General features: G+C 57.5%; 16 protein-coding genes. 6 read left to right on the top strand and 10 right to left on the bottom strand.

Features of this window, described 5'->3' with window-relative positions; translation table 11 throughout:
• Positions 1-59: 59 nt before the first annotated feature.
• Positions 60-755, bottom strand: a complete 696-nt coding sequence (locus BLT38_RS10260) for a TetR/AcrR family transcriptional regulator (RefSeq protein WP_231966408.1) — start codon at positions 753-755, stop codon at positions 60-62.
• Between BLT38_RS10260 and BLT38_RS10255 the strand changes: the two genes are divergently transcribed.
• Complete coding sequence (locus BLT38_RS10255) at positions 754-1,341, top strand: carboxymuconolactone decarboxylase family protein (protein WP_156785081.1); 588 nt, start codon at positions 754-756, stop codon at positions 1,339-1,341. The two genes, BLT38_RS10260 and BLT38_RS10255, sit on opposite strands and share 2 nt — an antisense overlap.
• A gap of 54 nt (positions 1,342-1,395) precedes the next feature.
• Here the strand turns inward: BLT38_RS10255 and BLT38_RS10250 are convergent, their stop codons facing one another.
• Genes BLT38_RS10250 through BLT38_RS10240 form a run of 3 tightly spaced genes read right to left on the bottom strand, consistent with a single transcriptional unit; the run spans position 1,396 to position 3,894 of the window.
• A complete protein-coding gene (locus tag BLT38_RS10250; RefSeq protein WP_047488509.1) occupies positions 1,396-1,917 on the bottom strand; it encodes a peptidylprolyl isomerase in 522 nt (173 codons plus the stop codon).
• 37 nt (positions 1,918-1,954) lie between these two features.
• On the bottom strand, positions 1,955-2,752 hold the full coding sequence (locus BLT38_RS10245) for a peptidylprolyl isomerase (RefSeq protein ID WP_231966407.1): 798 nt from the start codon (positions 2,750-2,752) through the stop codon (positions 1,955-1,957).
• Positions 2,749-3,894, bottom strand: a complete 1,146-nt coding sequence (locus tag BLT38_RS10240) for a dipeptidase (protein WP_231966406.1) — start codon at positions 3,892-3,894, stop codon at positions 2,749-2,751. Before BLT38_RS10240 ends, BLT38_RS10245 begins: the two co-directional genes overlap by 4 nt.
• A 106-nt stretch (positions 3,895-4,000) precedes the next feature.
• Here BLT38_RS10240 and BLT38_RS10235 point away from each other — a divergent pair, with 106 nt between their 5' ends.
• On the top strand, positions 4,001-4,216 hold the full coding sequence (locus BLT38_RS10235) for a hypothetical protein (protein WP_083345077.1): 216 nt from the start codon (positions 4,001-4,003) through the stop codon (positions 4,214-4,216).
• Between the two features lie 60 nt (positions 4,217-4,276).
• Here BLT38_RS10235 and BLT38_RS10230 read toward each other — a convergent pair whose 3' ends face one another.
• Genes BLT38_RS10230 through BLT38_RS10220 form a run of 3 tightly spaced genes read right to left on the bottom strand, consistent with a single transcriptional unit; the run spans position 4,277 to position 6,710 of the window.
• A complete protein-coding gene (locus tag BLT38_RS10230) occupies positions 4,277-5,155 on the bottom strand; it encodes a c-type cytochrome domain-containing protein (protein WP_083345076.1) in 879 nt (292 codons plus the stop codon).
• A 35-nt stretch (positions 5,156-5,190) separates the two neighbouring features.
• Positions 5,191-6,375 carry a TIM barrel protein gene (locus tag BLT38_RS10225; protein WP_083345075.1) on the bottom strand — a complete coding sequence of 395 codons (1,185 nt, stop codon included), beginning with the start codon at positions 6,373-6,375 and terminating at the stop codon, positions 5,191-5,193.
• A complete protein-coding gene (locus tag BLT38_RS10220; protein ID WP_083345074.1) occupies positions 6,372-6,710 on the bottom strand; it encodes an L-rhamnose mutarotase in 339 nt (112 codons plus the stop codon). Before BLT38_RS10220 ends, BLT38_RS10225 begins: the two co-directional genes overlap by 4 nt.
• A 233-nt stretch (positions 6,711-6,943) precedes the next feature.
• On the opposite strand from BLT38_RS10220, the gene BLT38_RS10215 reads away from it, so the two are divergent.
• The 3 genes from BLT38_RS10215 to BLT38_RS10205 all read left to right on the top strand — a co-directional run bounded on the left by BLT38_RS10215 (position 6,944) and on the right by BLT38_RS10205 (position 9,311).
• A complete protein-coding gene (locus BLT38_RS10215) occupies positions 6,944-8,239 on the top strand; it encodes a Glu/Leu/Phe/Val family dehydrogenase (RefSeq protein ID WP_083345073.1) in 1,296 nt (431 codons plus the stop codon).
• Positions 8,240-8,377: 138 nt separating this feature from the next.
• Positions 8,378-9,064, top strand: a complete 687-nt coding sequence (pgsA, locus tag BLT38_RS10210; protein ID WP_083345072.1) for a CDP-diacylglycerol--glycerol-3-phosphate 3-phosphatidyltransferase — start codon at positions 8,378-8,380, stop codon at positions 9,062-9,064.
• A gap of 28 nt (positions 9,065-9,092) precedes the next feature.
• Positions 9,093-9,311, top strand: a complete 219-nt coding sequence (locus tag BLT38_RS10205) for a hypothetical protein (protein ID WP_083345071.1) — start codon at positions 9,093-9,095, stop codon at positions 9,309-9,311.
• Positions 9,312-9,372: 61 nt separating this feature from the next.
• Here BLT38_RS10205 and BLT38_RS10200 read toward each other — a convergent pair whose 3' ends face one another.
• Entirely contained in the window at positions 9,373-10,113 is a 741-nt protein-coding gene (locus BLT38_RS10200) for a GvpL/GvpF family gas vesicle protein (RefSeq protein ID WP_083345070.1), read from the bottom strand.
• A gap of 212 nt (positions 10,114-10,325) precedes the next feature.
• Positions 10,326-10,949 (bottom strand): trimeric intracellular cation channel family protein, encoded by a 624-nt coding sequence (locus BLT38_RS10195; protein ID WP_231966405.1) that lies wholly within the window; start codon positions 10,947-10,949, stop codon positions 10,326-10,328.
• 151 nt (positions 10,950-11,100) lie between these two features.
• Here BLT38_RS10195 and BLT38_RS10190 point away from each other — a divergent pair, with 151 nt between their 5' ends.
• On the top strand, positions 11,101-12,216 hold the full coding sequence (locus BLT38_RS10190) for a DUF481 domain-containing protein (protein ID WP_231966404.1): 1,116 nt from the start codon (positions 11,101-11,103) through the stop codon (positions 12,214-12,216).
• A gap of 52 nt (positions 12,217-12,268) precedes the next feature.
• On the opposite strand, the gene BLT38_RS10185 is transcribed toward BLT38_RS10190, so the two are convergent.
• Entirely contained in the window at positions 12,269-12,871 is a 603-nt protein-coding gene (locus tag BLT38_RS10185) for a c-type cytochrome (protein ID WP_083345067.1), read from the bottom strand.
• Between the last annotated feature and the right edge of the window lie 41 nt (positions 12,872-12,912).

Below are 12,912 nucleotides of genomic sequence, written 5' to 3'. Positions count from 1 at the left end.
GTGATGAATCGCGATTCGCAAAAGAAATGGCCTGCCGAAGTGGGCCATTTCTTTTGTATTTATGAATCGCTTGTCAGGATGATCGTGGGAAGGCGAGTCAGCATGCGCTGGAAGACCTTGTCGTCTCCGGTTGCACGAGCGAGTACGAGCGCCCCGTGCAGTTCGACTAGTGCATGCTCCGCTCGGGCTTTTGCCAGCTTCTTTGGGGCTCCTGTTTCTTCTGCGACGTGCGTCAATGCATCGATCAATCGCTTGAACGTGGCAGCGATGGCCTTGGCGCGAGCGCTCTCTTCGCCACGCGGCGGGCAAAGAAGATTCAGCAGGCAGGATTCGTTGCCGTTCAGGTAGAACTCGTCGATTACCCGGACAAACGAACTCATCTTTTTCTCCGGCCGCGTTACGTCACTAAGCACCGGGAATACGTGTGTGTCGAGAATTTGATTTGTGAAGGCCAATACTTCTTCCGCCATCTGCTCTTTGCCCAAGGGAAAGCGGTGGTAGAGGCTCGCCTTCTTTAGGCCGGTGGCGTTGGCCAGAACCGCCAGAGACGCAGCTTCATAGCCCACGTCTTTGAAGATGCGCGCCAATCGCTGCATCAACTCCGCGTCTTCTATTTTTCGAACCTGGGGCATTGCCGCTCTCCTGCCTCTACGATAACCGAACATTCGGTAAAGTTCCAATTGACATGACTCTCGTGTGGAGATATCTATGAATGAAACCGAACGATCGGTATAAATCAAGGAGACGTCACTCATGGCTCGCATTCATGTACTCACCCCGGAAACCGCCACCCAAGCCCAGAAGGAGATCTTCGACGCCACGCGCGCGAAGTTCGGAAAGCATCCTCTGCTCATGTCGGCAATGACCAATTCCACCGCCATGATGAGCAGCTACCTGACGCTATTTCAGAACCTGACCGAGGGCCGATTCAGCAAACAGCTGGCGCGAAAGATTGGCTTGGCGATTGGAGAAGAGAATGGCTGCGAATACTGCATCTCGCTTCTGGCAGCGGTGGCGAAGCAGCAGAAGCTAACCGATGAGGATATTGAGCTGGCACGGCATGGTAAGTCCAGCGATGCAAAGGAGCAGGCGTTGCTCGACTTTGTTCTGCTTGTTGTTCGCTACAAGGGCGACCTTACAGATGCAGAGGTGGACGCGGTGAAAGCTGCTGGCTGGAGTGATGAAGATATTGCGGAGGTCTTCGGTCACCTGATTCTGAACTTCCTGACCAACTACTTCTGGAAGGTCGCGCGAACGGATATCGACTTTCCCGTGCTGCGCTTGTTTGACCAGAGCAAGATTGTTCGAGGAAGCAACGGTAAGCCCGCTCCGACTGTGTAGCAAACAGAAAAACGGCCCGCAGATGCGGGCCGTTTCCTTGCTGTGCTTTGTGAGCTAGACGCGCTCGATAACTACCGATTCGAGTACGACGGGCTTCTTGGGGCGGTCCATGCCATCACGTGCGACCTTGCTGACCTTCTCCACGATGTCGTAGCCTTCCACGACTTCACCGAAGATGGTGTGGCGTCCGGTGAGCCAGGTGGTAGGAGCAACGGTAATGAAGAACTGCGAGCCGTTGGTGTTGGGGCCAGCGTTCGCCATGGCCAGCTTGCCGGTCTCCTGGAAGCCGTGCGGCGAGCCCTTGGTCTCGTCTGCAAAGCGATAGCCGGGGCCGCCCATGCCGGTGCCTTCCGGATCGCCGCCCTGGATCATGAACTCAGGGATTACGCGGTGGAAGATGGTGCCGTCATAGAGCTTGTCGCCCTTCTTGCTGCGGCTCTCCCACTTCTTAGTGCCCTCAGCCAGGCCGATGAAGTTGGCAACGGTCTCCGGTGCATCCTTCTCAAAGAGACGCGTGACGATGGTGCCTTCGCTGGTGTTGAAGACGGCGTAGGTACCTGGTGTGCGATCTGCCATGGGTGTTTCCTTTCTATTGCTGTACGACGTTGGATGCCTACTGCGCTGCAGGTGTGGCAGGCTGGGTCGCCATTGGATCCGGCGGAATGGTGCCACCCTCCGGAACAATTGTGACGTGCTTGATTGTCACGGGCGTTACAGGTTTATCCTGCGAGTTCTTTTCCACGCGGGCGATGGACTGCACGACCAGCACCGAATGCGGATCGCACTGACCGAAGATGGTGTGTTTCCCGTTCAGTTCCGGAACGGGCGCTTCAGTGATGAAAAACTGCGTGCTGCCAGTGTTGGGGCCAGCATTGGCCATGGCAAGACGACCTTCCCGGTCAAAACGCAGACCGGGGGAACGCTCTTCGCCGATGTAGTAGCCAGCGTCGCCAGCGCCCGTTCCAGCGCGGTCGCCGCCCTGGATCATGAAGTTGGCAATGACGCGGTGGAAGGTAGTGCCGTCGTAGAAGGGCACACCGTGCATCTTCTGGCCGGTTGAGGGATCGGTGAAGTCCTTGGTGCCAGTGGCCAGACCGATGAAGTTCTCCACAGTCTTGGGTGACTCAGTCTGGAAGAACTGGCAGGTCAGGCGACCCATCGTGGTGTCAATGACGGCCGTAGGGCCGTTCGGTGCAGGCGGAACGCCGAGGCCTTCGGCGGCTCCGGGTGAATCCGGCAGGTCGTCCGCAGGCTTTGCCGGAGGATTCTGCTGCTGGGCAGGCGGTACAGGGGACCCTGCCTGTGCCAGTGCCGCTACCGGAGCAGCGGCGAGAATCGCGAAGAGAGATAGGGGCGCAAGTCGGAACATCATGCCGTAATCCAGAATACGCTGCGCGGTGGAACCGGTCACGCGGCGGCAAAGTCCTCGGCCTGTTTCAGCACACGCAAAAGGTTTTCGCCCAGTAGCCCGCGAAGGTCGTCAGCGGACCATCCCCGTTCCAGAAGTGCGGCAGTAAGCTTCGGCAAATCGGCGGCAGTTTCCATGCCTTCTACCGAGAGGGAGATGCCGTCGAAGTCGGAACCAATGCCGACATGTTTCGGTCCGATGACGCGCAACAGATGGTCGAAGTGGTCGACCAGGACTGACAAGGGAACCGGTGGGATGCGGCGGGCGAACTCGCGCTCGATTGCGAGTTCATCAAAGAAAAGGAACGGCTTCCCCTGTGCGCGGAATTGCTCGCGGGCCTTGTCGAGCGCGGCATTTCGCTCTGGCTTCATCGCATTCCAGGCTTCACGCCATGCGTCGCTAAGGAAGCCTGCGAAGAAGTTCACCATCACTATGCCGCCTTTGGCCGCGAGTCTCCGCGCCATGTTGTCGGTAAGGTTGCGGGCTGCCTGGCAGATGTGGCGTGACGACGAATGTGAGGCGATGATCGGCGCCCATGATGTTTCCAGAACGTCATGGAAGGCGGCATCGCTGACGTGGGAGACGTCCACAAGCATGCCGAGGCGGTTCATCTCGCGGACCACGTTGCGACCGAAGGCGGTTAAGCCGCCGTCGCCCCCAAAGCCGCTGGAGCCGCACCAGTCGTTCGCGTTGGCCCAGGTGAGGGTCATGTAGCGCGCGCCGTTGGAATGGAATTCACGCAGGTTGTCGAGGCTGTTTTCGATAGCGTGGCCACCCTCGATACCAATCAGCGCAGCGTATTGGCCGTTATGTTTGGCGTTGCGTACTTCCTCTGCGGTGATGCATATGGTGATGGCTTCCGGCTGCTTCGCGGCTTGCTGATGAATACCGGCGATGAGAGTGCGGGTGCGTTCGGCGAACTTTCCTGTCCAGGCATCGGGCTCCGGCCATGCAATGAGAAACCCTCCATGCAGATGTCCTTCGTTGGCTGTCTCCGCAGAGAGTTGACCCATCCCAAGCGGTGAACCAACCCAGTTCCAGTCCTCGTCGACGAAGCGTTGAGGCGTATCTGCATGGCCGTCCAGCACGATGCCGCTGTCATGGAGCGCTTTCGCTTCTTCGAGGAAGTTTCTCATCTGTTTCATGTTAGCTCGCTTGCGAATGTTTCATGCGGTTTGCTGGGTTGCCGTGGAATGGCGTGGCAAACCAATCCCTGGGTCTACGCGTCTATGTTGGGCGAGGTGACGGACAATGAGCGGTTTGACTGGAAATGGATTTGCAGGTGAAGGCGAGGGAGTTGCAAAGGAAAAGGTAAACACGCCAGATACGCCAGCGCGTCCGGGTGTGAATTCGCTGGAACGTGCCGAGAGCGGACACCAATCGGGCATCGATCGCGCTGCGGAGGATTCCGCACGTCGCGGGATGAATCGCCAGGCACATAACGACGGAGACATCTTTACCAAGTAACCCTTCTCCAGACACGAACGCATTGGCTCCGCGATCCCCCGTCGCGGGGCCTTTCGTGTCTCATGGCTGTGTGGTTGGCGTGGCGGATGGTGAAGCTCCAGCAGTAATCCATGCGCGGAGGGTTTCGATTTCCGCCGTGGTGAGCGGTTCGCCCTTCTTGGGCATCAGCTTCGGGTCGTTTGGAGGAAGAGTGATGCGGTGCAGCAGGATGCTGCGTTCGGGATGACCCGCGCTCACGATGTCGCCGCTGGAGCCACCATCCAGTAGGTGCGCGTAGCTATCCAGGCGAAGATTTCCTTTGCGCTCCGTAGAGCCATGGCACTTTACGCAGTTGGCGTTCAGGATGGGCTGCACCTGTTTTGCATAGACGCCTTCTGGATCGACTGCAGGATAGCTGCGCGATGGCGCCAGGTGTGGTGCGAACTCTGTGAGCCAGTCGTCGCCATAGACGATTTTGCCGCCGGTGTGGGCGGTCCAGAGGGTAAGCAAAGCGAGAGGGATGCTCAGCAATGCTCGCTGAGGAAGGAACGTGCGCAGCATGGTGAGGACGATGGCTGCGACGGCGAGCACGATTCCGGTCCACAGATGCGTGCGTACCTGATCCGCAGAGAAGGCCCCGGCGTGTGCCAGGACGATTCCGAGCAGTGCAGAGAGGAAGCCTGTCACGGCTGCGATGTTGAGCGTGATCGATGCTGCCTGCTGCAGCGCGGGGCGCTTCTTTGCGGCAAGGTCAAAGACAGGAACCAGGAACAGCAGACCAATAGGCAGATGAATCAGGCCGACATGGAAACGACCAAGGAACTGGCCGGAGTGAGTCTGGCCGTCCGGCGGCAGAATGGACGGCAGAGAGAGCAGCAAGAGGATCGCCGCAGTGCTGGCAATCCATACCTTGGGGTGAGGTCTATTGGTGGTGTAAAGCTGTTCTTCCTGCGTCTGCATCTGCTTTGAGCTTAGACCATGACTCCGTGGGCGGCTCAGGCGTACGAGCCCCCGCTGCTGGCGTTCTTTGCGGCTCGCTCGCGGCTGATGGTGTCCACATAGCCACTTTCCTTCAGTGCGACAAGCGGATCGGCTGGCAGGCCTTTGGAGGAGCGCCACGCCTGCACCAACGGACGAACGTCGGTGAAGAATGCGTTGCGGAAGAGTTCCTCAGCTTCCACCAACGCACAGGCGTCCTGCAGTTCTGAGAGCTTTGCTTGGTCCACGAGTGCGGCACGGGCATAGAGCTCCTGGGCGGTGGCGACGGTCTGCACCATCGCTTCCATCTTGCCCTTCAGGTTGTGACTCTGGTCGATCATGTAGGCGATGTCGCTGCGACCGCCGCTGGCGGTGTGTGCGTGAATTTCGTGGAAGATGCGGAAGACCTGATACGGGTCGATGGAGCCGAGAGTGAGGTCATCGTCGGCGAACTTGCGATCGTTGAAGTGAAAGCCGCCGAGCGCGCCGAGATGCAGCAGCCACGCCACGATCTGTTCAATGTTGGTGCCCAGAGCATGATGGCCGGTATCGACGAGCACGACGGCCTGTGGGCCTGCCTGCTTGGCCATCGTGTACGCCATGCCCCAATCCGCGAGGTCAGTGAAGTAGAAGGCTGGTTCGAAGGGTTTGTATTCGACGAGAAGGCGCTGGTCTGTCGCGAGCTCTGCGTGCGTTGCAGCGAGAGCCTCGGTCAGCCAACCAATACGGCGTTGAATGCTTTGCGTGCCGGGATAGTTCGCGCCATCGGAGAGCCACAGGGAGATGTCGCGCGAGCCGAGTGCTTTGGCAATCTGCACGCTTTCAATCATGTGATCGGTGGCTTGTTTGCGGACGGAGGGATCCGGGTTGCAGAGCGAGCCGAACTTGTACACCTGATCCTGAAACAGGTTTGGATTGATGGAGCCAGAGCGGATACCATGCTGTTGTTCAAGCTGACGAATCTCGTTGACGGAGCCTTCACCCTTGGGCAGATCCCAAAGAACGTGTAACGCCACGGTGGGTGCTACGCCGGTGAGCTTGTTCACCATGCCCGCATCTGCAAACTTTTCCGCGATGTTGGTGGCGGCACCGGGCTGGATGAATTTGCCGAAGCGTGTACCGGTGTTGGCGAATCCCCAGGAGGGAAGCTCGATGCGGAAGTGGTCGAGTGCGGCAAAGACTTTTTGCTGTGCGTCGTTCATTCGGTTCCTTCGGGGTGGCCGGGCATGTAGAAGACTTCGGGCATCATGGCGTAACGTTCGCCCGGTGCAAGATCGGGTACGGGTTCAAAGATGTCGGCCATCATGGCCTGCCAACGCTTGTTCGCTTCGCTGGTTGCCATGCGGGCGAGGAAGGCATCGAAGCTATCCACGTGAAGGTACAGGAACAGTTGCTGGTCGCGGCGGAAGATGGAGTATTCGTGCACGCCTGCGTCTGCAAGGTCTTTTAGCAACTCCGGCCAGACGGCCACATGGCGGCGATCGTATTCGTCTTCGCAGCCTTCGCGGATGCGGAGCTGATAGGCGTACCGTGGCACGTGCGAAATTCCTCCGCAAGAAGATTAAACGCTGTTAGCCGATACGATACACAGCGCCTGGCATGCCTTGCTCATTGTTTGGCTGGATGCTTATACTTCGCCGGTTTGGCCGCCAAATGGCCGTATGTCGCGGATTGTTCATGCACCTGTGGCAGGTTTTGAGGCGTCCAACTGAAGTGGTCTTCTGCGGCCCTGCGTGACCGGAGGAGACGAAGGAAAGAAGGCGTAGAAGTATGGCAGTAACGGCTGATCTGGAACAGGCTGCAGCAGAAGCAGCTTTGGAAAAGGAAATGAACCCGTGGGAGGCTCAGGCCGCCCGCTTTGAATTTGCGGCAAAGAAACTGGATCTGGACGCAGGGATCTGGAAAGTGTTGAGCCAGCCGAATCGCGAGATCATTGTGCACTTCCCGGTAATGATGGACGATGGCCGTATTGAGGTTTTCACTGGCTATCGTGTGCAGCATTCGATGGCGCGAGGACCTGCAAAGGGCGGTATTCGGTACGCGCCGGATGTGTCGTTGGACGAGGTACGCGCGCTGGCAAGCTGGATGACGTGGAAGTGCGCCGTGGTGAATATCCCGTTCGGTGGCGCAAAGGGCGGCGTCATTTGTGATCCGAAGAAAATGAGCCAGGGGGAACTGGAGCGGCTGACGCGTCGTTATACCGCCGAGATGATCGACGTGTTTGGCCCGGAGAAGGACGTTCCTGCACCGGACGTAAATACGAACGAACAGACGATGGCGTGGATCATGGATACCTACTCCATGCATATGCGGCAGACCGTTACCAGTGTGGTGACGGGCAAGCCTATCAATATTGGCGGCTCGCGTGGGCGTTCAGCGGCAACAGGGCGCGGTGTCTCCGTGGCCTGCGATCAGGCTCTGCAGTACCTGAATATGAAGCCTGCGGATTGCCGCGTAGTCGTTCAGGGATTTGGTAATGTGGGATCGAATGCTGCTCTGTTGTTGCGCGAAAAAGGCTACAAGGTGATCGGCATCGCGGAGTGGGATGGTGGTCTATATAACGCGGACGGCATCAACATTCCTGCATTGGTCGAGCATCGCAAGAAGAACGGTTCGATTCGCAATTTCAGTGGCGCATCCGAGGCGAATAGCGAAGAACTGTTGACCGCTGAGTGCGAGATTCTGATTCCCGCAGCGCATGAGAATGTGATCACCAGCCGCAATGCCGGTGCAGTGAAAGCAAAGATTCTTGTGGAAGGCGCGAACGGTCCCACGACGCCTGCAGCGGACGACATCCTGGAGAAGAATGGCGTGTTCGTCGTGCCGGACATTCTTGCGAATGCGGGTGGCGTCACTGCCAGCTACTTCGAATGGGTGCAGGATCGCATGGGCTACTTCTGGACGGAAGATGAAGTAAATGACCGGCTCGATCGCCTTATGACTCAAAGCTTTTCCGACGTGATTCGATACGCAGAGGCGCATGGCGTGAACAACCGCATTGCGGCGTACATGCTGGCGATTGATCGTGTGGCTTATACGACGAAACAGCGCGGTATCTACGCTTAACAACGTAGGAGATGAGTGCGTAGCGATCGCGGCGGAAGTCGTCGCGGTTGCTACGTTCTGCTTTTGGGTTCCTTGTGCAAGAATCATGTTGACGTCGCTGTCGGGCATGGTGCCTGATTGCGGCCAGGTACATTCCGTTTGAATCTGCCCAATTCCATTACGATGAGCCGGATAGCTTGCCTTCCGCTGCTTATCTGGCTGCTCTCCGCAAGCTCGCCGATCACGGGGCATGCGCAGGAAGTGGCTGCGTCGCTGCTGTTTATTCTGGCGGCCATCACGGATGGGTTGGACGGCTACCTTGCCCGTAAACGCGGACAGATCACTACTATCGGTATGTTGCTGGACCCGCTGGCGGACAAGATGCTGGTGACGGCCGGATATGTTTGCCTTGTCAGCTTCAATCCGCACGTTGTGAAACCCTGGATCGCGGTGCTGGTCATTGGTCGCGAGTTCCTGGTCAGCGGTCTCCGTTCGATTGCCGCAAACGAAGGGTTCACAATCGACGCCAGTGAAGTTGGCAAGCTGAAGACGGTGCTGCAAATAGTTTCGGTAGTCGCTGCAATTCTTGATCGCGGATGGAACGCCTGGTGGGTTGGTCCGGGATGGCGAAATGACACCGGATGGTTCTTTGTTCCGGTGCACATCATCGCGGTGACCGCTATCTACTGGATGACGTTTGTATCCATCCTGAGCGCGATCGATTACTTCGTTGCTTTCTGGAGCAAGTTGGATCACGCCAGCCAGGTATCGCGTAAGAAGCGCAGCCGCCTCATGAGCCGTAAGAAGACTGTGGCAGCAGTTGGGCCCACGGCAGGCAACGCTTAGTCAGTTCAAACCAAAAAGGAGGTGCGGTATGGCTCTACGGAAGAAAGAGTCCTGCGGCGCACTTGCTGTGGGAACCATGGCCACCGGTTCTCTTGCAATTGGCGCGTTGGCAGTAGGTGCAGTCGCAATTGGTGCTGTTGCGGTTGGAGCGCTGGCTATTCGTCGGTTACGGATTCTTGAAGCGCGTATCGATTCGTTGCATATCCGAGAGCTGACCGTGGACCGGCTTACCGTACTTGAGAGATGAAGATTGCAAAGTAGGAAAGCCCGCTCGTTTAAGCGGGCTTTCTTTGTTAAGGACCAACCTGTTAGTTGGCTGAGTTGTGCGGCGGCTGGTGCCGTTGCACGAAGTGATACGGAGGCCACGGGCCGGAGAGCTGCATACGGCAGTCCTTCAGCATGTCCATGGCGGTGGAGTACTTGTTCTGGTAGCGCTCGATGTGCTTCTTGTCCACTAGGTGGGCAATATCGAGCAACATCTTGCCTTCGCCGGCGCGCTTGCAGGTAACTTCTTCTGCGTCGGGGAGGAACATGCGCTGCATCTGTACCTGCAGAGCGCGAGCCTTCGACTGGCGTTCACGCTGTGCACTGGCGCTCTCGCGCAGGCTGGCAAGGTATTCCTTGCCGACGGTGCCCTGAACGATCTTGTGAGACTCTCCGCAGATGTCGTCGACGAGCACCTTAAGGTGCATCTCGGCTTTGCCGCGCAGGCGTTCCACGTTGTGGATGAAGTGGCGATGGTTTGAGCGGACGGAGCGACGCAGAGCGTCATCGTCTTCAAAGTGGGTTCCGAAACGGAAGGGAAGAACCGTGGCGTGCTTGAAGCACTCCGCAATCACACGCGCATGATCGCGCTGAGCTTGCTGGTCCATGCGTGCTTCGTCTTCGGGGGTGTGTTCCGAGACGACAACGGCGAGGTCACTGGCGGGGAAGGCGAAGGTTTGATTTCCGAAGAGGCCCGAGATTCCATCAAGTGGCATCGGACGACGGTGGCGAAGAAGCTCCGGAAAGGCAGTCCTTTCCGCGATGCAATAGGCATACCACGACATCTTTGTTTCTCTCCCAATTCGCGCCGTTACATGGGTAACCCCATGGTTACGGTTTGACCTGTCCGGGTCTCGGGCGTCTGGGTGAAATGTGAATCTCCCGACGCGAAGCGAATAGTAAGCGCACAAAGAAACAGTTGGCAAGCCCGTGTTTCTGGCTTTCTTTAGGACACTTTAGGGATTTGCAGGCTGCACTTGAGATCGAAACGTTTCGGTTACGAAAGTGTTCCGATTGCTCGAGTCCGCCATCCATACCGAATTGCAAGCAGCCTCAAGCCGAAGCCAATGGTGGTGCCGATAGACGCCGCGTGGTTTATCGGAACGCCTGCCCGGACCAGCCCGAGAAATGCTGCGGCCGCAAAAGTGGCGACCAGGGCATAGAGTTCGCCTTCCTGGAACGTGGCGGGTGTTTTACCGCTGAATAAATCCTTCAGAGCACCGCCGCCCACGGCTGTTGTAACGCCCAGCATCAGGCATGGCAGAAAGCCCAAGTGGGCATTCATCGCTCGCGTGCTGCCGGCAACCGTGAAGAGGCCTAGTGCGAGCGCATCCACGATATTCATGAAGGCCAGCATCCGAGCGCCTACGGTATGTCCAAAGAAGATGCCGATGGCAGCACCTGCAAGCGCGTATGCAAGGTACGAAGGGTGCATCAATGCAAGCGGTGGCCCATCGCCCAGCATGATGTCGCGTACCAGTCCACCTCCCACGCCGCTTAGCAATCCCAACCCCAGCAATCCAATCACGTCGTAACGCGAAGTATGGTCACGACGCAGGGCCAATACCCCGCCAAGTGCACCCAGCGAGATGGCGGCGACCTCAAAAAAGCGAAAAAACACGCCAGAGATCTGCTGCGGGTGCAAAGGTATTGGTATCGTGGGCCCAACCTGCAGGACTTGACAGGTTAACAACGGCAAGGAGTGCATCAGAATACCTCAAGCTATGCTAACTACCATGACACGTTACATGCCCAGGAGAATGAATGCGCGAGTGGCCAGCCTGCTTGTGCTCGGTGTAGGGATGGGGCTGAAGGCGCAGCAAGCGGCGCCCGAGAAGGATGTCCTGATCTTTACGAACGGTGATCAGCTCAGCGGCACGATGGTACGAAGTGTCGGCGACAGTGTCGTTTTTAATAGCGACATGGCCGGCGAGATTACCGTGCCACTGAAACAAATAAAAGATCTGAAGACACATGGCGCGTTTGCTGTTCTCAAGCATGGCGTCCCGGTTGCGCAATCGAGGAAGGTGGTGCCAGCCCCGGTGGAGATCACCACGGACACCCTGACCGTGGAGGAGACTCCCCAGGTTCCTTCACAGACGGTTCCGATGAAGGACGTCGCCCTTGTCGTGGATGAGAAGACCTTCAAGAGCTCGCTGACGCATGACCCATCTTTCTTCCAGGGATGGAATGGTGCTGTAAATCTGGGCACAAGCTTTACGCAGGCGACCGTTCACGGTGGTTCCATCTCCACTGGCATTTCGCTAATCCGGACGATTCCGGTGATTCCGTATTTGCGAACACGTAACAGAACTACGGCGAATTTCCTGGAAAACTATGGCGTTCTGACCACGCCGCCGGTCCTCAGCGGTACTGGCGGTGATGTACAGGCCAAGACCAGCATTATGCACGCGGACGCCGAACGCGATGAGTACATCTCAAAGCGCGTCTATGTGCTGGGCACCGTGGCGTTCGATCATAACTACGCACAGAGCATCGCGTTAAATCAGCTCTATGGTGGTGGTTTTGGTTGGACGGTGTTCAATACGCCGTTGCATCAGCTCGATCTGAAAGCGGATGCGCACTATCAACGGCAGGGCCACTTCGATCCCACGTTGAACCTGAATCTGTTTGGTTCAACGTTCAGCGAAGCGTACCGCAGGTCTCTGCCTTACAAGATGGTATTAACGCAGACTGCGGCATACCTGCCGGCGTGGAACGATTTCAACGCATATTCCGCGAACGGCAGTCTGAATCTGGCTGCACCGTTATTCAAACGGTTGTCGTTGAATGTGACGGCTCTGGATAGCTACATCAATAACCCTGATCCCGGTTACCAGAAGAACAGTTTCACTTTCACAACAGGACTGACGTACGCGTTGAAATAAACGACGTGCATGAATGCGAAAGGCCCCGGTTGATGCCGGGGCCTTTTTTTGTTTAAGGCTTGATTTCGGTCGGTTGCAGCGGGGGCAATCCCTCAGTGAGTAAAGCGCGAACCGGATCGGGTAGTTCACCGTTGGACGCCTGCAAAAGCAGGCTAATCTGCCATAGTTGCGTATCGGTAAACGTCTTGCCGAAGGCGGGCATGCCGGTGCGGCGAATACCGTAAGCAGTCTTCCAGTAAATCTCGCCTGGCTTCTGGCTTGCGAGGACTGATTTGTCCTGCGGCGAGAAGAATTGTGGTGCTCGAGGCGACATGGCCCGGCCGGTCGTGGAGCTCTGCCCGGGCGCGCCGTGGCATGAAACACACTGCTGCCGGTAGAGCTTTGCAGCAGCCTCAAAGGTGTCTTCGCTGGCAGGGAACGGCGGCGTTTTTGCCTCGGATTTTGCACGTGCATTGGCCGGGACACTGGCCACCAGCGGCTCCCAGAGAGATGCCGCATCGCTAACGGCGACGGGAGGCTTACCAAAACGCATCCATGCAGCGATGGTCAGCAAGGTGAGGGCGGCTCCAAAAAACATGCCAAAGATGAACTTGCCGACGCCGTTGCTGCCGCCGCGACGATTGGATCTGCCGGAATTTCTACTCTGTTTTGCCATGGTTCGGTTCTTTCTCGCGCGTGTCCGGCAGGGAATGTTCT

The sequence above is a fragment of the Terriglobus roseus genome, assembly GCF_900102185.1.
In the GTDB taxonomy this organism is placed as follows: Bacteria; Acidobacteriota; Terriglobia; order Terriglobales; family Acidobacteriaceae; genus Terriglobus; species Terriglobus roseus_A.
Note: the sequence above shows the minus strand (reverse complement) of the source record. Positions and strands in the feature narration are given on the sequence as shown.

Coding starts and splice junctions, on each gene's coding strand:
- BLT38_RS10255 (WP_156785081.1), top strand. CDS start 754: ATGGCTCGCATTCATGTACTCACCCCGGAAACCGCCACCCAAGCCCAG.
- BLT38_RS10260 (WP_231966408.1), bottom strand. CDS start 755: ATGAGTGACGTCTCCTTGATTTATACCGATCGTTCGGTTTCATTCATA.
- BLT38_RS10250 (WP_047488509.1), bottom strand. CDS start 1,917: ATGGCAGATCGCACACCAGGTACCTACGCCGTCTTCAACACCAGCGAA.
- BLT38_RS10240 (WP_231966406.1), bottom strand. CDS start 3,894: ATGAAACAGATGAGAAACTTCCTCGAAGAAGCGAAAGCGCTCCATGAC.
- BLT38_RS10235 (WP_083345077.1), top strand. CDS start 4,001: ATGAGCGGTTTGACTGGAAATGGATTTGCAGGTGAAGGCGAGGGAGTT.
- BLT38_RS10230 (WP_083345076.1), bottom strand. CDS start 5,155: ATGCAGACGCAGGAAGAACAGCTTTACACCACCAATAGACCTCACCCC.
- BLT38_RS10225 (WP_083345075.1), bottom strand. CDS start 6,375: ATGAACGACGCACAGCAAAAAGTCTTTGCCGCACTCGACCACTTCCGC.
- BLT38_RS10215 (WP_083345073.1), top strand. CDS start 6,944: ATGGCAGTAACGGCTGATCTGGAACAGGCTGCAGCAGAAGCAGCTTTG.
- BLT38_RS10205 (WP_083345071.1), top strand. CDS start 9,093: ATGGCTCTACGGAAGAAAGAGTCCTGCGGCGCACTTGCTGTGGGAACC.
- BLT38_RS10200 (WP_083345070.1), bottom strand. CDS start 10,113: ATGTCGTGGTATGCCTATTGCATCGCGGAAAGGACTGCCTTTCCGGAG.
- BLT38_RS10185 (WP_083345067.1), bottom strand. CDS start 12,871: ATGGCAAAACAGAGTAGAAATTCCGGCAGATCCAATCGTCGCGGCGGC.